This window comes from Streptomyces sp. NPDC018947, from assembly GCF_044390505.1.
Taxonomy (GTDB): Bacteria; Actinomycetota; Actinomycetes; order Streptomycetales; family Streptomycetaceae; genus Streptomyces.
On sequence record NZ_JBIRZD010000003.1, the window covers coordinates 143,730 to 163,021 of the forward strand.

The 19,292-nt window shown below is 75.3% G+C and carries 20 protein-coding genes; 11 read left to right on the forward strand and 9 right to left on the reverse strand.

All coding sequences use genetic code 11. The features are described 5' to 3' along the window. Position 1 precedes the first annotated feature (1 nt). The gene (locus ACH499_RS08730; protein ID WP_356201949.1) at positions 2 to 295 is read left to right on the forward strand and encodes a gas vesicle protein K; all 294 of its coding nucleotides are present in this window, start codon (positions 2 to 4) and stop codon (positions 293 to 295) included. A 47-nt stretch (positions 296 to 342) separates the two neighbouring features. Here ACH499_RS08730 and ACH499_RS08735 read toward each other — a convergent pair whose 3' ends face one another. The 3 genes from ACH499_RS08735 to ACH499_RS08745 all read right to left on the reverse strand — a co-directional run bounded on the left by ACH499_RS08735 (position 343) and on the right by ACH499_RS08745 (position 3,036). Further along, positions 343 to 513, reverse strand: a complete 171-nt coding sequence (locus tag ACH499_RS08735; RefSeq protein WP_356201947.1) for a hydrophobic protein — start codon at positions 511 to 513, stop codon at positions 343 to 345. 53 nt (positions 514 to 566) lie between these two features. After that, entirely contained in the window at positions 567 to 1,388 is an 822-nt protein-coding gene (locus ACH499_RS08740) for a class I SAM-dependent methyltransferase (RefSeq protein WP_356201945.1), read from the reverse strand. A gap of 133 nt (positions 1,389 to 1,521) precedes the next feature. Further along, positions 1,522 to 3,036 (reverse strand): bifunctional phosphatase PAP2/diacylglycerol kinase family protein, encoded by a 1,515-nt coding sequence (locus ACH499_RS08745; protein ID WP_399014395.1) that lies wholly within the window; start codon positions 3,034 to 3,036, stop codon positions 1,522 to 1,524. 111 nt (positions 3,037 to 3,147) lie between these two features. Between ACH499_RS08745 and ACH499_RS08750 the strand changes: the two genes are divergently transcribed. After that, positions 3,148 to 4,767, forward strand: a complete 1,620-nt coding sequence (locus ACH499_RS08750) for an ATP-binding cassette domain-containing protein (RefSeq protein ID WP_356201941.1) — start codon at positions 3,148 to 3,150, stop codon at positions 4,765 to 4,767. 72 nt (positions 4,768 to 4,839) lie between these two features. On the opposite strand, the gene ACH499_RS08755 is transcribed toward ACH499_RS08750, so the two are convergent. After that, complete coding sequence (locus ACH499_RS08755) at positions 4,840 to 5,961, reverse strand: Vms1/Ankzf1 family peptidyl-tRNA hydrolase (RefSeq protein WP_356201939.1); 1,122 nt, start codon at positions 5,959 to 5,961, stop codon at positions 4,840 to 4,842. A 63-nt stretch (positions 5,962 to 6,024) separates the two neighbouring features. On the opposite strand from ACH499_RS08755, the gene ACH499_RS08760 reads away from it, so the two are divergent. Beyond that, complete coding sequence (locus ACH499_RS08760; RefSeq protein WP_356201938.1) at positions 6,025 to 6,309, forward strand: DUF6158 family protein; 285 nt, start codon at positions 6,025 to 6,027, stop codon at positions 6,307 to 6,309. A gap of 97 nt (positions 6,310 to 6,406) precedes the next feature. On the opposite strand, the gene ACH499_RS08765 is transcribed toward ACH499_RS08760, so the two are convergent. From ACH499_RS08765 to ACH499_RS08775, 3 genes are all read right to left on the reverse strand, one after another. After that, on the reverse strand, positions 6,407 to 6,949 hold the full coding sequence (locus ACH499_RS08765) for a type 1 glutamine amidotransferase domain-containing protein (RefSeq protein WP_356201936.1): 543 nt from the start codon (positions 6,947 to 6,949) through the stop codon (positions 6,407 to 6,409). Between the two features lie 84 nt (positions 6,950 to 7,033). Beyond that, positions 7,034 to 7,465, reverse strand: coding sequence for a CBS domain-containing protein (locus ACH499_RS08770; protein ID WP_399014396.1), 432 nt, complete (start codon positions 7,463 to 7,465; stop codon positions 7,034 to 7,036). Positions 7,466 to 7,487: 22 nt separating this feature from the next. Then, positions 7,488 to 7,895 (reverse strand): DUF2795 domain-containing protein, encoded by a 408-nt coding sequence (locus tag ACH499_RS08775; protein WP_356201932.1) that lies wholly within the window; start codon positions 7,893 to 7,895, stop codon positions 7,488 to 7,490. A gap of 200 nt (positions 7,896 to 8,095) precedes the next feature. Here ACH499_RS08775 and ACH499_RS08780 point away from each other — a divergent pair, with 200 nt between their 5' ends. The 5 genes from ACH499_RS08780 (at position 8,096) to ACH499_RS08800 (ending at position 13,516) form a co-directional block, all read left to right on the forward strand. Next, positions 8,096 to 8,251, forward strand: coding sequence for a hypothetical protein (locus ACH499_RS08780; RefSeq protein WP_399014397.1), 156 nt, complete (start codon positions 8,096 to 8,098; stop codon positions 8,249 to 8,251). Between the two features lie 280 nt (positions 8,252 to 8,531). Beyond that, positions 8,532 to 9,326 (forward strand): RNA polymerase sigma factor SigF, encoded by a 795-nt coding sequence (locus ACH499_RS08785; RefSeq protein ID WP_399014398.1) that lies wholly within the window; start codon positions 8,532 to 8,534, stop codon positions 9,324 to 9,326. A 165-nt stretch (positions 9,327 to 9,491) separates the two neighbouring features. After that, positions 9,492 to 10,703 (forward strand): hypothetical protein, encoded by a 1,212-nt coding sequence (locus ACH499_RS08790; RefSeq protein ID WP_399014399.1) that lies wholly within the window; start codon positions 9,492 to 9,494, stop codon positions 10,701 to 10,703. Between the two features lie 144 nt (positions 10,704 to 10,847). Next, positions 10,848 to 12,461, forward strand: a complete 1,614-nt coding sequence (locus ACH499_RS08795) for an aminotransferase class I/II-fold pyridoxal phosphate-dependent enzyme (RefSeq protein ID WP_399014400.1) — start codon at positions 10,848 to 10,850, stop codon at positions 12,459 to 12,461. Then, positions 12,458 to 13,516, forward strand: a complete 1,059-nt coding sequence (locus tag ACH499_RS08800; RefSeq protein ID WP_399014401.1) for an MBL fold metallo-hydrolase — start codon at positions 12,458 to 12,460, stop codon at positions 13,514 to 13,516. The genes ACH499_RS08795 and ACH499_RS08800 overlap by 4 nt, the downstream gene beginning before the upstream one ends. Positions 13,517 to 13,533: 17 nt before the next feature. Here the strand turns inward: ACH499_RS08800 and ACH499_RS08805 are convergent, their stop codons facing one another. Then, positions 13,534 to 14,160, reverse strand: coding sequence for a VTT domain-containing protein (locus tag ACH499_RS08805; RefSeq protein ID WP_356201921.1), 627 nt, complete (start codon positions 14,158 to 14,160; stop codon positions 13,534 to 13,536). Continuing rightward, positions 14,157 to 14,930, reverse strand: a complete 774-nt coding sequence (locus tag ACH499_RS08810) for an MBL fold metallo-hydrolase (RefSeq protein ID WP_399014402.1) — start codon at positions 14,928 to 14,930, stop codon at positions 14,157 to 14,159. Before ACH499_RS08810 ends, ACH499_RS08805 begins: the two co-directional genes overlap by 4 nt. Positions 14,931 to 15,014: 84 nt before the next feature. Between ACH499_RS08810 and ACH499_RS08815 the strand changes: the two genes are divergently transcribed. From ACH499_RS08815 to ACH499_RS08825, 3 genes are all read left to right on the forward strand, one after another. Beyond that, complete coding sequence (locus ACH499_RS08815) at positions 15,015 to 15,416, forward strand: hypothetical protein (RefSeq protein WP_356201918.1); 402 nt, start codon at positions 15,015 to 15,017, stop codon at positions 15,414 to 15,416. A 119-nt stretch (positions 15,417 to 15,535) separates the two neighbouring features. Then, on the forward strand, positions 15,536 to 17,668 hold the full coding sequence (locus ACH499_RS08820) for an alkaline phosphatase family protein (RefSeq protein ID WP_399014404.1): 2,133 nt from the start codon (positions 15,536 to 15,538) through the stop codon (positions 17,666 to 17,668). Positions 17,669 to 17,751: 83 nt separating this feature from the next. Further along, positions 17,752 to 19,158: an amino acid permease gene (locus tag ACH499_RS08825; RefSeq protein WP_356201914.1), complete on the forward strand. Its 1,407-nt coding sequence runs from the start codon at positions 17,752 to 17,754 to the stop codon at positions 19,156 to 19,158. Positions 19,159 to 19,292: the final 134 nt, after the last annotated feature.

Consider the following 19,292-nt stretch of genomic DNA (forward strand, 5'->3'; position numbering starts at 1 on the left):
CGTGAGCGAACATCCCGAACGCCGCAAGAGGCTCGACCTGGAACCCGACACGGTCGAACGCGACCTGGTCAAGCTGGTGCTGACCGTCGTGGAACTGCTGCGCCAGCTCATGGAACGCCAGGCGCTGCGCCGCGTCGACGAGGGCGACCTGAGCGAGGAGCAGGAGGAGCGGATCGGGCTCACCCTGATGCTGCTCGACGACCGCATGACCGAACTGCGCGACCGGTACGGACTGCGGCCCGAGGACCTGAATCTGGACCTCGGGCCGCTGGGACCGCTGCTGCCCCGGGAGTGAGCCTCCCGGGGCAGCAGCCTCACCGCCTGTCGTTCACCGCCTGTCGTTCACCACCTGTACCAGCGGCCCCGGCCGCCGCCGGCGTTCGTCCCACGGGCCAGGAAGCCCAGCAGCCACACGATCAGGACGGCCAGGGCTATCCACCAGAGAATCTTCACGGCGAATCCGGCGCCGAAAAGAATGATTGCGAGAAGCAGTACGAGCAAAAGCGGAACCATAGTGTGAACCTCCTGCCCTACTGGTTTCCCGTAATACGCGGAACAGGCGTCCGTCAGCCTTCCTTTCTGCACAGAATCTCTCCGTGCAGGACGCTGAACCAGCCCTCCGGCCGGCGCCCCCACTCCCGCCAGGCCGCCGACACGGCCCGCAGCTCCTCCTCGGTCGCGTGGCCGCCCCGCGTGGCCCGCTCGGCGTAGGACGACTCCAGGGTGCGGTCCGCCCACAGGCCGCTCCACCACGCGCGCTCGTCCGGCGTGGCGAAGGTCCAGGTGTCCGAGGTCGCCGTGACGTCGGTGAACCCGGCCTCCAGCGCCCAGGCCTTCAGCCGCCGCCCGGCGTCCGGCTCGCCGCCGTTGGCGCGGGCCACCCGCTGGTAGAGGTCCAGCCAGGCGTCCATGCCCGGTGAGGCCGGGAACCAGGTCATGGCGCCGTAGTCGGCGTCGCGGACCGCGATCAGCCCGCCCGGCTTCGCCACCCGCCGCATCTCGCGCAGCGCCCGGACCGGGTCGCCCACGTGCTGGAGCACCTGGTGGGCGTGGACCACGCAGAAGGTGTCGTCCGGGTAGTCCAGGGCGTGCACGTCCGCGACGGCGAAGTCGGTGTGCGAGAGGCCGCGTTCGGCGGCGGTGGCGCGGGCCCGTTCCACGATCTCCGGCGCCCGGTCCACCCCGGTCACGTGCCCGTCGGGCACCAGCTCGGCCAGGTCCGCGGTGATGGTGCCGGGGCCGCAGCCGACGTCCAGGATCCTCATGTGCGGCTTCAGCGAGCCGAGCAGGTAGGCCGCCGAGTTCGCGGCGGTGCGCCAGGTGTGCGAGCGCAGCACGGACTCGTGGTGTCCGTGCGTGTAGACGGCGGTCTCCTGTGGCCTGGACATGGCTGGTCCCCTCTTCCCGACGGCCCGACACGCCGGTGCGCGGGGTACGGCGACCCCGCCCGGCAGCAGGATCACGGTACGCCCGCGCACCACATGATGAGACCCGTGTTTTGCTATGTGGACTGACGACCCCTCAGGAAGCGTGTGCCGAGGGGCGGCTGCCGATCAGCGGACGGTAGACGGTCAGCGCCTCCGGCAGCTTCTCCAGCAGCAGGTCGCCCTGCGTCTCGGTGAGCTCCCCGTCGTACGCGAGGAGCGTGCCCGGCGCGATTCCGGCCAGCCGGAGCCGGGGCACCTGCACCGCCGCGTGGGCGGGGGAGCGCGTCAGCGGACCGGCGACGGCCGCGGAGAGCAGGCGCAGCGCCGGCCGCGCGCCGCCGTGCACCACCCGGACGTCGAGCTGCCCGTCCGCCAGGTCCAGCCGGCGGCCCGGCGCCAGCCCCATGCGGTGGTACGTGCCGTTGCCCGCGAACAGCATCCACAGCGGGCGCCTGCGTCCCCGCAGTTCCGCCTCCAGCGGATGCCGGTCGGCCCGCAGCACCCGCACGGCCGCGAGCACCCCGGCCGGCCAGCCGCCGATCCGGTGCGACCAGCGCTCCCGCTCGCGCACCAGCTCCGGGTACACGCCGAGGCTGAAGGTGTTCAGGAAGACGCCGCGCTGCTCGCCGGAGGTGAACCGGCCGACGTCCACGCGCACGCCCTCGCCGCGCTCCAGCGCGCGGCACAGGTCGCGCACGTCCTCCACACCGAGGTCGTAGGCGAAGTGGTTGAGCGTGCCGCCGGGCAGCACCGCCAGGGGCAGGCCGTGGCGCAGCGCGATCTCCGCGGCGGCGTTCACCGTGCCGTCGCCGCCGCAGACGCCGAGCACCCGGGCGCGGTCAGCCGCCTTCTCCAGCTCGGCGCCCACCTCGTCCGGCGCGCACTCGACGACCTCCGCCCGGGGCAGCGCGTCGCACAGAGCCCGCACCCGGTCGGAGGTGCCCGAGCCGACGTTGGCCACCATGACCAGGCCCTCGCCCTGCGACAGCGCCGGGACCTCGGCGCGCGGCCGGGCCGGCGGGACGAGCTGGGCGCGCGTGGGCACCATGCCCCGTACGGCGAAGGCCGCGCCCACCCCCAGCGCCGCGCCGGCCAGCACATCGCTCGGGAAGTGGACGCCCGTGTAGACGCGGGACAGGGCGACCGCCGCGGCCACCGGCGCCACCGCCGCGCCCCACGCCGGCGACTCCAGCGCGACACCGGCCGCGAACGCGGCGGCCGACGCAGAGTGCCCCGACGGGAACGACGTGGTGATCGGCTGCCGCTTCAACTGCCGCACCACCGGCACCGGATCCAGCACGGGCCGGGGGCGGCGCACCGAGCGCTTGCCGAGCGTGTTGATCGTCAAGGACGCCAGGCCCAGCGAGGCGAGGCCCCGGACGGCGGCGCGCCGCGCCCGCGGTGTGCGGGACGCGGCCAGCGCGGCGGCCGCCGCGAACCACAGCACACCGTGGTTGGCGCCGCGGCTGAGGCGGGGCAGCAAGGGGTCGGCGCCGGGCCAGTGCCGGGCGGCGACCGCCTCGAACACGCGCTGGTCCAGCCGCAGCAGACCGTTGCGGACCGGGTGCGGACCGGGCGTCGGGGCGGTGAGGTCTACGTCGGGGCTCATGCCTCCCGACTACCCGGCGGACGCCGTTTCCTGCGGGTGGTGTGCCGCACCTGCCCGTACCGGGGAAAACGGTTTGCCCGCAGGGCGCCCGGAGCCGCAGAATCCGGTCCCATGGGTCATCTCGAAGCCGCGCACCTGGAGTACTACCTCCCCGACGGGAGGGCGCTGCTCGGCGATGTCTCCTTCCGGGTGGGGGAGGGCGCCGTGGTGGCCCTCGTCGGACCCAACGGGGCCGGCAAGACCACCCTGCTGCGCCTGCTGTCCGGGGAGCTGAAGCCGCACGGCGGGACCGTCACCGTCGGCGGCGGGCTCGGGGTGATGCGGCAGTTCGTGGGCTCCGTGCGCGACGAGACGACCGTGCGGGACCTGCTGGTGTCCGTGGCCACGCCCCGCGTCCGCGAGGCCGCGCGCGCCGTCGACGCCGCCGAGCACGCGATCATGACCGTCGACGACGAGGCCGCCCAGATGCGGTACGCGCAGGCGCTCGCCGACTGGGCCGAGGCCCGGGGCTACGAGGCCGAGACGCTGTGGGACATCTGCACCACGGCCGCGCTCGGCGTCCCCTACGAGAAGGCCCAGTGGCGGCAGGTGCGCACGCTCTCCGGCGGCGAGCAGAAGCGCCTCGTCCTGGAGGCGCTGCTGCGCGGCACCGACGAGGTCCTCCTGCTCGACGAGCCGGACAACTACCTCGACGTGCCCGGCAAGCGCTGGCTGGAGGAGCGCCTGAAGGAGACCCGCAAGACGGTCCTCTTCGTCTCCCACGACCGCGAACTCCTCGCCCACGCCGCCCAGAAGATCGTCTCCCTGGAACCCGGCCCCGCCGGCGCCGACGCCTGGGTGCACGGCGGAGGCTTCGCCACCTTCCACGAGGCCCGCCGCGAACGCTTCGCCCGCTTCGAGGAACTGCGCCGCCGCTGGGACGAGAAGCACGCCCAGCTCAAGAAGCTCGTGCTGACGCTGCGTCAGGCCGCCGCCGTCAGCCACGAGATGGCCTCGCGCTACGCGGCCGCCCAGACCCGGCTGCGCAAGTTCGAGGAGGCCGGCCCGCCGCCCGAGCCGCCCCGCGAGCAGGACATCAGGATGCGCCTGAAGGGCGGCCGCACGGGGGTACGCGCCGTCACCTGCGAGGGCCTCGAACTCACCGGCCTGATGAAACCGTTCGACCTGGAGGTCTTCTACGGCGAACGCGTCGCCGTCCTCGGCTCCAACGGCTCCGGCAAGTCGCACTTCCTGCGGCTGCTCGCGGGCGAGGAGGTGGCGCACACCGGGAACTGGAAACTCGGCGCGCGCGTGGTGCCGGGACACTTCGCCCAGACCCACGCCCACCCCGAACTGCTGGGACGCACCCTCCTGGACATCCTGTGGAGCGAGCACTCCCAGGACCGGGGCGCCGCCATGTCCCGGCTGCGCCGCTACGAGCTGACCCAGCAGGCCGAGCAGACCTTCGACAGGCTCTCCGGCGGCCAGCAGGCCCGCTTCCAGATCCTGCTGCTGGAACTGGAGGGCGTCACCGCCCTGCTGCTCGACGAGCCGACCGACAACCTCGACCTGGAATCGGCCGAAGCCCTCCAGGAGGGCCTGGAGGGCTTCGAGGGCACGGTCCTCGCGGTCACCCACGACCGCTGGTTCGCCCGCTCCTTCGACCGCTACCTCGTCTTCGGCAGCGACGGCCGGGTCCGCGAGACACCGGAGCCGGTCTGGGACGAACGGCGCGTGGAGCGGACCCGGTAGCGGTCGGCGGGACGCCGCGGGACCGCCGGGAGGGTTCCGGGCTGACGCGCGGGGCCGGACGGGTGCGGGCCGTCACCGCCAGCGCAGCAGGGCGCCGAGCCCGCCGACCGGCACGTCGTCCGCGTCCTCGCGCGGCAGCGCCGGCGTCACCGAGATCGCGGGTGCGCCGGTCATCACCGCCGAGCGCAGCAGCGCGTCGTCCGCGCGGGCCGACCAGGAGTTCTGCTCGCCCAGCGTCTTCAGCTCCGTTCGGCGCACCGCCACCTGGTCGGCGTCCTCGCCGATCCACACCTCGCGGTGCGTGTCCGGCCCGTCCGGGATGACGAGCAACTCGTCGATGCGGTGCTCCCGGGCTGCCTCGATCAGCGCCGGCACACCCTCCGCGGCGGCGGCCCGGCCCTCGTCGTCCGGGGACCGGGCGGCCAGGAACCGGTCCAGGTCCACCCGCGCCCGCGCCCGTACGTGCTCGTCGCGCAGCCGCTCCACGTCCTCGTCCAGCAGCCGGCTGCCGGCGCCGTGAGCCGCGTCCACGATCCGGTCCTGGAGCCGCTTGGGCAGCCGCTCGTGCACCGACCGCCGTTCGCGGTCCTCACCGACCAGGATCAGCAGGTCGGCACCCGTCTCCTCCTGGCACACGGCCAGCGCGTCCGCGATCTCCGCCGCGTTGTGCTCCCAGGTGTTCTCCACCCGGAGCTGGAAGTGGCGCTCCGACCAGTCGAGGGTGCTCGTGCGGTGCACGGGCCACTGCCTGCCGGTCACCGACCCGGCGTCCCGGCTGCCCAGGGCGCTGCGCAGCTCGAAGTCGGCGCCCTTGCGGTCGATGTACGCCACGACGCACACCGGGTCCTCGCCGGCCAGCTCCAGCAGCGGCGCCACGTGCGGCAGCGGCGCCCAGTGGGCCTCCGTGCCGCCCCGCGGGGGCCGCGCCAGCACCGGGTCGAGGACCACCTGCCCGGCGCGGGCGAACAGCGCCCGCCCGTGCCGGTCCGAGGAGTGGCGCAGCCCGTCGACCGCCACCCGCACGGCCTCGCAGGTCGCCTCGTCCGCGCCCTGCGCCGCCAGCTCCCGGGCCACCGCGGCGGCCGTCAGCTCACGCTCGTGAGGAGTGTCCTCCGTGTGCCGGGACAGATCGACGTACACGGAGGCCCAGGGGCCCTGATGTTCGTAGAGGGGATGCAGAAACGCGAGATCCATGGCTCCCTCCCGGATGCCGCTCGGGGGTGGTAGTGCTTCCGGGGCGGCGGGTACCCGGACGGCATGAACGAACACGACACGCGGGGCGACACCGGCACCGCCACCGGGGTCGACCCGGGCCGCCTGGACGACCAGCAGCTCATGAAGGAGCTGGAGACCATCCACCGCACGCGCCACGACACCCTGCTGTACGGGTCGAACGACGCGCTGCGGGCCCACAACGGACGCATGGCGCAGCTCGAGGGCGAGTGGCTGCGCCGCAATCCGCGGCGTGCGGTCGCCGCGGGCCGCACCCGCGAGGGTGCCCGCGAACGAGGATCGTCGGACGCGGCGACACCCGGCGGCTGACGGGTGGCCGAGCGCGTCGCGGCCCCGGACACGCGCGGGCCCGGGCCGGCGGCGCGACGATGGCGCACCGCGGGGCCCGGGCCCGGTACGGGGTCCCTCAGCCGTCCGCCTTGGCGAACTCGGCGAGGTACGTCTCGCAGAACGCCTTGAGGTCGTCCGGCTTCCGGCTGGTGACCAGCACGTTGTTCCCGTGGTCGCAGACCTTGACCTGCTCGTCGACCCAGGTGGCGCCCGCGTTGCGCAGATCGGTCCGCAGGCTCGGCCACGAGGTCAGGACCCGGCCGTTCACGACGTCCGCCTCGACGAGCGTCCACGGGGCATGGCAGATCGCGGCCACCGGACGGCCCCGGTCGAAGAAGTCCTTCACGAAGGCCACGGCCTTGGCGTCCATGCGCAGGAAGTCCGGGTTGGCCACACCGCCGGGCAGGACCAGCCCGCCGAACGAGCCGGCCGACGTCTCGCCGACCACCTCGTCCACGGGGAACGTGTCGGCCTTGTCGAGATGGTCGAAGGCCTGGATCTCGCCGGACCGCGTGGAGACGAGCACGGGCTCGTGACCCGCGTCCTTCGCCGCCTGCCACGGCTCGGTCAGCTCGACCTGCTCCACGCCTTCCGGTGCGGTCAGAAATGCGATGCGCATAGGGTTTCCGGTTCCTTTCGAGGCGCGCCGCGGTGTCGCCGCGCGGCGCGCGCGTCTCGTTCGTGTTCCGGGGCGGCGGTCCCGTCAGGTGCCGTCCCGGGTGTCCGGCCGGGCATGGCCGATGTCGGCGAGCGCCGAGCCGGGGACGTGGGCCTCGGCCAGATCACCGAGGGTCACCATCCCCACCGGCAGGCCGTTCTCCACGACCGGGAGACGGCGCACGGCGTGCTCCCGCATCAGCGTGACCGCGTCCGCCACCGGAGCGCCGGGGGAGACGGTCAGCGGATCGGGGGTGCACACCGTACGGACGCTCACCGCCATGGGGTCGAGGCCGTCGGCGACGGCGCGCACCGTGATGTCCCGGTCGGTCAGCACGCCCACGACGTCCTGCCCGTCCGCGACCACCACATCACCGATGTGCCGCGCGCGCATGAGCAGCGCCGCCTCGACGAGGGAGGAGTCCGGGCGGACGGCGACCACGCCCGGCGTCATGACGTCCCTCACGTACTCGGCCATCGTGGGCCGCCCCTTCCGGCGCCTACGCGCCCTGTGCTCCCGCCGTACCCGGCGGACCGGACTCGGTCAGGGCGACGGCCAGTTCCTGCACGTTGTCGTAGCGCGCCTTGTCCGGCAGCCGCTCCAGCCCCTCGACCAGGGCGTCGGGGGCGTTGCCGCGGCGCAGGGCGCGGGTCAGTTCCCGCGGGCCCGCGGGGAAGGTGCCCCGCGTCAGGTTCCGGGCCAGCTCGAGCCGCAGGGCCTCCAGATAGGTGGGGCCGCGGCCCGGGGTCACCGGTCCGAACACGACGTCCGGGTCGTCCTCGGCGGCCGGTTCCGGGTCGTTCCACTCCTCGCTGCGGGTCGGGTGCCCGGACCTGAGCAGACCCTGCAGTTCGTGCTTCATCTCGTCGTCGCGGTGGACGCTCATCCGGTCACTGCCTCGCTGCATGTTTCCCTCCAGATCCTCAGGGGGTGCGGACCGCGTACCCGGCCACCGCGGGCCGACACGGATTCCCCCGGACGGGTCGATTCCGATTCGTCCGGACACGGAGCGTTCGGGGGTGTGCACGGCGGGTTTGCCCCGCCGGGCCGGGGAACCCGCCCCGCACCACCACCCCCCACGCCCACCCCTTTCGGGAAGGACGGATCATGGCGGTGCTGCTCGCTGTGTTCATCCCGGTCCTCATGCTCGGCGTGGTGCTGGCGATGGGCAGGTACGAGGACGTGATGCTGCCGGGCACCGCTCCGCCGCCCGACGACGCCGCAACGACCGCCGGCACGGAGGGGCTGCGCTCCGCGCGGTAGGCGGCCGGGTGCCGGGGGACCGGGGCGCCGGGGCGGGTTTGGGACGCGGTCGCGGGGGCATGCGCAGGGGCAGTGCTTCGGACAGGAGGCACGTCCGTGGGAGCGGCACGAAGCCGCCCCGGACGCGTCCGTCCGATCCCGGACGCCCTCCCACGGTGACCGACCGACCCCGGGCCGTGTCGTCGCCCCGCGCCGACGCCCGTTTCGCGTACCGAAGTTCGCCGAGCCCCGGCACCCGCCGCGACGACAGGACCCGCGCTCCGAGGAGTTGCGACGCACCATGCCGATACCAGCCGGCGCGAAGCACCCGCACGACGACGCCCCCGACACCGCCGACGCCTTCCGCCGCCTCGCCGCCCTCGCCGACGGCCCGGAACGCGACGCGGTCCGCGACGGGATCGTCGAGGCCTGGCTGCCCATGGCCGAACGGCTCGCGGGACGCTTCCGCAGCCGCGGCGAGAGCCACGAGGACCTGCGCCAGGTCGCGGCCCTCGGCCTGGTCAAGGCCGTCGACCGCTACGACCCCGCCCGCGGCAGCGCCTTCGAGAGCTACGCCGTGCCCACGATCACGGGCGAGATCAAGCGCCACTTCCGCGACCACATGTGGACCATGCACGTGCCGCGCCGGGTCCAGGAACTGCGCAACCGCGTGCGCCTCGCGGGCCAGGAACTGTCCCGGTCCACACCGGGCGGCAGCCCCACCGTCGCCGAGATCGCCGAGCGCGCCGATCTGAGCGAGGAGGAAGCCCGTATCGGCATGGAGGCCCTGGAGAGTTTCACCGCCCTGTCCCTGGACGCCGAACTCCCCGGCAGCGAGGACGGCTACTCGCTCGCCGACGGCCTCGGCGGACCCGACCCGGCGCTCGACACCGTCGTGGACCGCGAGGCCGTCAAGAAGCGGCTTGCCGCCCTGCCCGAGCGCGAGCGGGCCATCCTCTACATGCGGTTCTTCGACGACATGACCCAGAGCCGCATCGCCGAGCGGCTCGGCATCTCCCAGATGCACGTCTCGCGGCTGATCAGCCGGTGCTGCGACCGGGTGCGGGAAGAGGTGCTGCGGGACCCGGCGGCCTGACCCGCCCGGCTGCGCGCGGTCCGAAACCCGCTCCTCACCCGCTCGGGCGCCCCCGGTCCCGCGAACGGCGCAGGGCGGCGCGCGCCCAGGGGGCCGGAGGGCTGTGATGGCCGAGGGGGCGCGAGTGCCGTGCCCCCGCAGCCGTCGCTCGAAGGAGCCCGCCCCATGCGCCGCACCGCCCGTGCCCTGTCCGTCGCCGTCGTGGCCAGTGCCGCCCTGGGCGCCCTCACCGCGTCCGGCGCGGCGGCCCGGGGCGTGACCCCGGAGCCCTCCGGAGCGGGCGGTCCCACCGCGGCGGTCAGCCCGGCCGACGCGCCCCCCGGCGGCACGGTCACCGTCTCGGTGACCTGCGACGCGGCCGGCGAGAGCGCGCCGGCCGTCCTGTACGCCACCTCCGAAGCCTTCGACGAGGGCACCGTCGCCCTGCTCAGGGTGCGCGACGACTCAGCGGTCCCGGTCTACCGCGGTACCGCGCGGACAGCCTCCACCGCCGCGTTCGAGGCCGACCCGGACGCGGCCGGCCCGCACATCCCGTGGACGGTCGACGGCACCTGCCCGTCGGCCTCCGGCGGCGAAGGCACCCGCTGGAGCGCCCCCATGACGGTGACCGGCGGCAGCGGCGCGACGGCGTCCCGGGAGAGCGGCGCGACGGCGTCCGGCAGCGGTGGCGCCCCGCCGTCCCGGGGCGGCGGCACGGGGGCGCCCCCGTGCCCCGAGCCCACCGGCCCGCACCGGCCGGCGACCCCCCACGAGCAGCCGACGAGACCCGGCGGCAAGCCGGCCGTCCCCGCCGAGCCGTCGGCGCACGGCCAGGCTCCGGTGCCGGGGGAGGACGCGGTTCCCTACGACGGGTCCGCAGCGGACGGGGAGCCCGGTCTCCCCGAGGAGGAGCCGGTCCTGCCGGGCGACGAGCCTCCCCTCCCGGGCGACGGGACCGTGCCGGGGGAGGCGCCCGCTCCGGACGACGTGACCGCCGTCCCCGGCGCAGAGCCCGCGGGGCCCGGCGACGAGGCCGCCGCGCCGTACGACGAGACGCTCCCCGACGAGGAGTCCGTCCCGTACGACGACGCGGCCCCCGGCGACCAGCCCGGTCCCGTCCCCGCCCCCTCGGCGCCGTCAGGCCACTCCGCCGGGGACGGCGGGACCGGCACCCACGGCGTGCCCTGTGCGACCGGCCCCGCCTGCCCCGAACCCGCCGCGCCCGGCACGGACTGCGAGGGGCCGGGGGCGGAGCACGGGGTGCGGGCGGGCGCGGGAGGGTCCTTCACCGGCTCCGTGCCCGCTCTGGCCGCCGGCGGCGTCCTGATCGCGGGCGCGCTCGGCGGGGCCGCCCACCGGGTCCGGCTGAGGCTGCGCGGGGACGCGCGCGAGGACTGAACCGGGCCCCGGCCCCGCGGGCGGTCCGCGTTGTGATCGGCGCAACCGGGGCCGCGGCCATGGCCCGGCGGCACGGTGGGTACTTGGAGCACGACCGCGGACCACGGCCCGGCGGCGACAGGACTCGGCACCACGGAGGCACCCATGCGGCGGACCCACCCCGAAGGCAACGCCTCCGCAGGCGACGGCCCCGGGGTGCGTGCCCCCCACGGCCGGGCGCCCGACGGCCGAGTCGCCCCGGAACGCCCCCCCGAGGGCCGGGCCCCCGAGGGCGACGCCTCCACGCGTCACCTGTCCCAGGGCCACAGCCCCGAGAACGACGCGTCCCAGGGCGGTGCCTTCGAAGGCGCGGTCCCGGAAGGCGCGGTCTCCCAGGGCAACGCCTCCGAAGGCGGGGCCTCCGAAGGCCACGGCCGCGGCGCCCGCACCCGCCGAGACCCGGCGCCCGAAGGCCGGGACGCCGGGGGCAAGGCCACCGAGGGCCGAAGAGGCCGGCCCCCCGGAGCCCGGGACCTCGGGCACCACCCCCCGCACGGCCACGGCCCCGTCCGCTACGGCCCCCACCTCCCCGGGGACGGACTGCCGGTGCTGCCGGAGCTGTCCGCCGTCCTCGCCGCCTCGGCGGGGCGTGCGGGCGAGGAACCGGTCGGGGGCGCGCCCGCGCTGCTGGAGTCCGCCTGCGGCTACTGGGAGCGGCGCGGCCTGCCCACCGAGCCGGGGCAGGTGGCCGCCGCCCCCGGTGCCCACTCCCTGCTGCTCGCGCTGACCGCCGCGCTGGGCGGCGACGTCCTGGTGCCCCGCCCCTGCGCGGCCTGGTGGGCGCCGGACGCTCGGCTGCTGGGCAGACCCGTGTTCCACGTGCCGACCCCGGCCGAGTCCGGCGGCGTACCCGATCCGTACGCACTCCTGGAGACCGTGCGCCGCGTCCGCGACGAGGGCGGCGAGCCGCGGCTGCTCGTGCTGTCCGTCGCCGACGACCCCACGGGCACCGTCGCGCCGCCCGAGCTGCTGCACGAGACCGTCGAGGCCGCCGCGGGCGAGGGACTGCACCTGGTCAGCGACGAGACCTGGCGCGACACCCTGCACGACCCGCACGGCACGGTGCTGCTCAGCCCCGCCGAGATGCTCCCCGAACGGGTCACCGTCGTGACCGACCTCGCCGGGGCGTTCCTCCCGCCCGGCTGGCCCGCGGCCGTCGCCCGCCTGCCCGCGTCCGCCGCCGGCCAGGACCTGCACGCACGCGCGCTCGACGTGCTCACCGCCCTCGGCGCCCGCGTGGCCGCCCCCCTCGCCGCCGCGGCCGGGTACGCGCTGGACGAACCCGAACCGGTCACCGCCCGCCGCACCGCCGCCGTCCGCCTGCACGCGCGCCTCGCCGCCGCCGTGCACGCGGCCGTCGTCGCCGCGGGCGCCACCGCCAGACCCCCGCAGGCGGGCCGCCACCTGTACGCCGACCTCGGGCCCCTGCGCGACGCGCTCGCCGCGCAGGGCGTCGGCGACGCCCAGGAACTGGAGGACTTCCTCACCGCCCGGCTCGGCATGCCCGCCCCCGGAGGGCACCGCTTCGGCGACGACCTCCCCGCCCTGCGCGTACGGCTGTCCACCGGCCCGCTGCCGGCCGACGCCGACGAGCCGGGCGCGCACTTCCCGACGACCACCGACCCCTTGGAACTGCCGCACGTGCACAGCGCGTTGGCACGCCTGAAGTCCGTCTTCGGCGATCTCCGCGACGCTCAGCGATGGGAGCCTCCTCGATGACGCAGCAGCCCCGGCCGGCCACGGGCACCACGACGCCCGTCCAGGACCAGGACACCGACGCCCCGCCGTCCACGACGGCCCCGTTCCCGCCGCTGGCCGAACCCCGGCCGCCGGCCGAACGCCGGGTGTGGCCCCGTACCTTCCACGACCGGCTGACCGCCCCGCTGCCCGGCCTGAAGGCCTTCGCCAGATTCGCCCGCGAGGGCGCGGTCAGACCCGGCCCGGAGGGCCTCGCCGACATCCCCAGGCTGCCGTACGCCCCCGGCCCGCTGCCCCGCGTGGACACCCGCACCGTCGCCGTCACCTGGGCCGGACACGCGAGCTGGGTGGTCGGCATCGGCGGGCTCACCGTGCTCACCGACCCGGTCTGGTCGCGCCGCATCCTCGGCACACCCGCCCGCATCACGCCGGTCGGCGTCCCCTGGAGCGCCCTGCCGCGCGTCGACGCGGTCGTCATCAGCCACAACCACTACGACCACCTGGACGCCCCCACGCTGCGCAGGCTTCCCCGCGACACCCCGGTGTTCGTCCCGGCAGGGCTCGGCCGGTGGTTCCACCGCCGCCGGTTCACCCGCGTCACCGAGCTGGACTGGTGGGAGGCGACCGAACTGGGCGGCGTCCGCTTCGACTTCGTGCCCGCCCACCACTGGTCCAAGCGGACCCTCACCGACACCTGCCGCACCCTGTGGGGCGGCTGGGTCCTCACCGACCCCGAGGGCCGGCGCGTGTACTTCGCCGGCGACACCGGCTACGGCCACTGGTTCTCCCGCATCGGCCGCCGCTACCCCGGCATCGACCTCGCCCTGCTCCCCATCGGCGCCTACGACCCGCGCTGGTGGCTCAGCGACGTCCACTGCGACCCGGAGGAGGCGGTCCGGGCCGCGGTGGACGTCGGCGCCCGCCGGATGGCGCCGATGCACTGGGGCACGTTCGTGCTCTCGGCCGAACCGGTCATGGAGCCGCTAACCCGCGTACGGGCCGCCTGGGAGCAGGCGGGCCTGCCCCGGCAGGACCTGTGGGACCTCCCGGTCGGCGGCTCCCGCGTACTGGAGTGACACCGCCCGCCCGGCGCCTACGCCTTCGCGGGCCCGCGCATCCGCCGCCACACGCTCGGCGCCGCGCTCACCAGCACGGTGAGCGCGACCGCCGCGGCCACGCCCTCCCACGGCTCGGCGAACAGCGAACCGCTCAGGATCCCGATGAGCTGGTAGGTCGCGGCCCAGGCCAGACAGGCCGGCAGATTACCCCTGGCGAAGCGGCGCGAGGGCCACTCGGCCAGCAGACAGGCGAGCATCACCGGTATCCGGCCGGCCGGCACGAGCCGGGACAGCACGAGCACCGCGACGTCGTGCTCGGCGAGCTTCGCCCGCGCCTGCTCCAGCCGGTCCTCGGGCGCCCGCGACCGGATCACCTCCAGCCAGCGCGACCCGTTCTTCGAGCCGACCCCGCGCCGCCCCAGCCAGTACAGCGCCATGTCCCCGCAGAACGCCGCCAGCGACGCCGTCACGAACACCATCAGCAGCGAGAACGGCAGCGTCTGGTGCATCGCCACCACCGCCGCCGAACTCACCAGCACACCCGTCGGCACCACCGGCACCAGCGCGCCGATCAGCACCAGCAGGAACAGCGACGGATAACCGAGCGCCTGCTGCGTCGGCTCGCCCGGGATGCTCGTCGCGGCGGTGCCCAGCCAGGTCACCTCGCGACCTCCACCCGCACGCTCTCGCCGTGCCCGAGCCGGTGCACCGCCACCTGCGGCGCGCGCAGCCCCGACAGGCGCACGAACTCCTCGCCCGGCGTGTGGAACTCGTGGGGGCGCACGGCGTCCATCCCGATCGGCCAGTACGTGCCGTAGTGCACCGGCACCGCCGTGCGCGGCGCCAGCCGGGCCAGCGCCTCGGCCGCCCGCCCCGCGTCCAGATGGCCGGGCCCCAGGTACGGTCCCCAGCCGCCGACCGGCAGCAGCGCCGCGTCGACCGGCCCGACCTCCTTCTCCATCCCGTCGAACAGGCCGGTGTCCCCCGCGAAGTAGGTGCGGCCCTCGCCCTCGACGACGTAACCGAGCGCGGGGGAGCGGTGCGGGCCCAGCGGCAGCCGCCGCCCGTCGTGCCGCGCCGGCACCGCCCGGATCCGCAGGTTCCCGACGACCGTCTCGTCGCCGGGCGCCACCTCGCTCAGCCGCAGATGCCCGAGCCGGCGCAGCCCCGCCACCTGTCCCCGCGCCCCTCGGGGCACGAGCAGGCGCGTGCCCGGCGCGAGCCGCGCGAGCGACGGCACGTGCAGATGGTCGGCGTGCAGATGCGACACCAGCGCCACGTCCGCGCGCCACGCGTCCGGCGGCGGCACCGCGCCCCGCCTGCGGCGCAGATGGGCGAGCCTGCGCACGAACAACGGGTCGGTGAGCACACGCATGTCCGAGTCCTCGACCGTGCAGGTGGCGTGACCCCACCACGTGAGCTCCACCGGCACTTCTTTGCCCCCTTCGTGCGACTCCCCGAAGCCTACGTCCAGGAGTAGGGTCGGCGGCGAAAACAGGAGGTGAGGGGGGACACCATGAGGCCGGTACGGGTGACGGCGATCGCGAGTCTGACGCCGCTGGAGCAACTGGACGACGATCCGTTCCTGGTCGACTCCCGCAGCCAGCACGCCATGTGCGCACACTGGGCCGCCGAGCAGGGCTACACCGTCACCCGCGAGCTGCTGGTCCGCGGGCTGCGGACCGACCACGCCGCCCTGTGGGACGGCGTCCGTCCCGGGCAGGACCTGTTCGTGGCCCCCAGCCGCCGGGTCCTGGAGAGCGCGCTGTCGTCCGTGGAGGAGTTCATGGCGGAGTGCGCGCGGCGCGGGGTGCGCGTCGAGACCGTCGGACAGGCCGAACCGTCGTACGACGCCCGGATGAAGGCGTGCGTCCACCGCAGGCTGTCGATGCCGACGGCGGGCTACGACGGCCGCTGACCCGGCCCGCCGCGGGCGCCGTCCCGGGCCGAACCGGGCCAGGGGGGACAAACAGGCGCTCCGGAGCGTTGTGGCAGGGTGGGGAGGGCCCGCACGGACGACGGGCCGGGACGTGAGGTGTGCGGAGCGTGGCTGGAGGGCGTTGGCGGCGGGGCGCCAGTCAGATCGGGCGGAGCGTCACGGTGTGGGCCGTCTCCACGGTCACCATGCTGGTGCTCGCCGGCATCCTGCCGGACTTCCGGCTCCAGTCGCCCGACGGGGACAGCGCCACCGACATAGCCGTCACCGCCGCGGCCGGCGCCGGTGCCTTCGGCCTGCTGTCGGCCCTGGTGTGGCCGCTGCTGGTCCGGCTGCTGCTGCTGGTGCCGGCGCTCGTCCTCGGCCTGCTGGTGTTCTTCCTCAACGGCGGGCTGCTGCTGCTCGCCCTCGACGTGAACCCCACGGCGCGCGGCGGCGTCGCCCCCGAGACCGCGGTCGTGGTGGCCGCCGTCATGTCCGCCGTGGCCTCCGCCACCGGAGGCGCCCTGGCCGTGCGCGACGACGACGCCTACCGGCGCCGGCTCTACCGGCTCGCCGACCGCCGCCGCCGGGCCGGCCCGCCCTGCCCGACCGGCCCCGGCACCCTCTTCCTGCAACTGGACGGCGTCGGCCACGACGTCCTGAGGGACGCGGTCGACGAGGGACTGATGCCCACCGTCGCCCGCTGGCTCGGCCGTGACGGCACCCGCCCCACCCACCGTCTCGCCCCCTGGCGCACCGACTGGTCCAGCCAGACCGGCGCCAGCCAGCTCGGCATCCTGCACGGCAGCAACCACGACGTCCCGGCGTTCCGCTGGTACGAGAAGGACACCGGCGAGGTCGTCGTCTGCAACCGCCCGACCAGCGCGGCCGAGCTCCAGCGGCGTGCCGTCGTCCACACCGGCGACGGCGGGCTGCTCACCGCCGACGGCGCCAGCCGCGGCAACCTGTTCAGCGGCGGCGCGGGCGAACAGGCCCTCGTGCTGTCCATCGCGACCCGCCGCCGTAGCCGGGAGAACCGCTCCCGCGCCGGCTACTTCGCCTACTTCTCCGACCCGGCCAACGCGGTCCGCACCGCGCTGTCCTTCGTCGCGGAGGTGTGCCGGGAGATCGGCCAGTCCACCCGCGCCCGCCTCAAGGAGGTCCGCCCGCGCGTCTCCCGCGGCGGCCTCTACCCCTTCGTACGCGCCTTCGCGACCGTCGTCGAGCGGGACGTCGTCGTCGCCGCGGTGATGGGCGACATGCTCGCCGGACGCACCGCCGTCTACGCCGACCTGGTCGCCTACGACGAGGTCGCCCACCACTCCGGGCCGCGCAGCCGGGACGCCGCGAAGGTCCTCCAGCGGCTCGACCGGTCCCTCGCGCTGATCGAGAAGGTCGCCGAGCACGCCCCCCGCCGGTACCGCGTCGTCGTCCTGTCCGACCACGGGCAGAGCCCCGGTGAGACCTTTCGCGCCCGCTACGGCCTCACCCTCGCCGACCTGGTGCGGGCGGGCTGCGGACTGCCCGTGCCCCGCAGTGCGGGCCGCACCCGCAGCGGCGCCGAGGCGCGCTCCGCCGTACGGGCCGCCCTGCACCGGCCCGTCGAGGAGGGCGAGGAGCGGCGCCGCCCCGACGACCGCCGCTCCGAGCCGATCGTGCTGGCCTCCGGCAACCTCGGCCTGGTCTCCTTCCCCGACGTCCCGCACCGGATGAGCCGCGAGGAGATCGACGCCCGCCACCCCGCGCTGCTGCCCACCCTCGCCAACCACCCCGGCGTCGGCTTCCTCCTCGTGCGCAGCGAGGAGCACGGCGGTCTGGTGCTCGGCGCGCGCGGTGCGGAGATCCCCCTGGACCGGCTCGACGAGGAGCCGGGGCCGCTCGCGCCGTTCGGGCCCGGCGCCGCCGACGCCGTGCGCCGCACGCACTCCTTCCCGCACGCCGCCGACGTCATGGTCAACTCCTTCCACGACCCGGCCGACGGCGAGGTCCTCGCCTTCGAGGAGCAGATCGGCTCCCACGGCGGACTCGGCGGCGACCAGTCGCGGGCGTTCCTGCTGTCGCCGCTCGTCCTGTCCCCGCCGTGCGACGACGGCGCGGGCATCGTCGGCGCCGAACACGTCCACCGGGTGCTGCGCCGCTGGCTCCGCGAGTCCAACGGCCCTCAGGTGCCGCTGCACGATTCCCGGCCCGAAGGCCCCGACAGTGCACCTTTTGCGGTCCCCGAGGGGCTGGCACAGGACAAATCCGCCTGATTTGGAGTGATGTGCGCCCATGCCGGACCATGGGCGGGTCCCGGCGATCCCGGGCACCTGTTCCAAGGAAGGCGCACCACCCCATGCACGTCACCGGGACCGTCACCCCACCGGCTCCGGAGCAGCGGGAGACCCCTGCGGCCGCCACCCCGGCACCGGTCAGCACCCGGCACGCCCGCCGCTTCGGACTGCCCGTCGCCACCGCCCTGGTCATGGGCAACATCATCGGCGGCGGCATCTTCCTGCTCCCGGCCTCCGTCGCCCCCTTCGGCACGATCAGCCTGCTCGCCTTCGGCGTGCTCACGGTCGGTGCCATCGCCCTCGCCCTGGTCTTCGGCCGCCTCGCCGCCCGCGATCCGCGTACCGGCGGCCCCTACGTCTACGCCCGCGAGGCCTTCGGCGACTTCGCCGGATTCCTCGCCGCCTGGGCGTACTGGATCACCACCTGGGTGTCCAACGCCGCACTCGCCGTCGCCGCCGTCGGCTACCTCGACGTCCTCGTCCCGGTGAACGACCACCGCTGGACCGCCTGCCTCGCGGCGCTCGCCCTCCAGTGGCTGCCGGCGCTCGCCAACTTCGCCGGCACCCGCTACGTGGGCGCCGTCCAGCTCGTGTCCACGGTGCTGAAGTTCGCGCCGCTGCTGCTCGTCGCCGTCGGCGGCCTGTTCTTCTTCGACCCGGACAACCTCGGCCCGTTCAACGCGACCGGCGGCAGCGGGATCGGCGCGGTCTCCGCCGCCGCCGCGATCCTGCTCTTCTCCTACCTCGGCGTGGAGTCCGCGGCCGTCAGCGCGGGGGAGGTCAAGGACCCGCGCCGCACGGTCGGCCGGGCCACCGTCATCGGCACCGCGGGCGCCGCCCTCGTCTACCTGCTGGGCACCCTCTCCGTCTTCGGCACCGTCGCCCACGACCGCCTGGTCGACTCCTCCGCTCCCTTCTCCGACGCCGTGAACGCCATGTTCGGCGGCGCCTGGGGCGGCTGGGCCGTCGCGCTGGCGGCGCTGGTGTCGATGACCGGCTGCCTCAACGGGTGGACCCTGCTGAGCGCCCAGACCCCGTACGCGGCGGCCCGCGACGGGCTCTTCCCCGCGGCCTTCGCCCGCAAGCGGCGCGGTGTGCCCACCGTCGGTGTCGGCGTGACCGTCGTCCTCGCCTCGCTGCTCACCGTGTACAACTACACGTCCGGCTCGGCGAAGGTCTTCGAGGTTCTCGTCCTCGTCACCACCTTCACCGCCACCGTGCCCTACCTGCTGGCCACCGCCGCCCAGCTCTTCCACCTGGTCTCCGGGCGGGGCGAGCGGGTCGACCGCGCCCGCCTCGTACGGGACGGCGTGATCGCGTCCGTCGCGGCCGCGTTCTCCCTCTGGCTGGTCGCGGGCGCCGGCTACGCGGCGGTCTACCAGGGCGTGCTGTTCCTGTTCGCGGGCGTGCTCGTCTACGCCGTGATGGCGGCCCGCAGGAAGCGGCAGGAGGAGCCCGCCGCACGGTGATCCGGCCGCCCGGGGCTCGCGCCGGGCCGCCCTTCACCGCCCGGAGGCCGGTCGTGCGGGTGAGCCGGGCCGGAGTGTGATCGGATGGGGCCGAGGAACCCGGACACGGGCTCCCACCGCCCCCGTACCGCAAG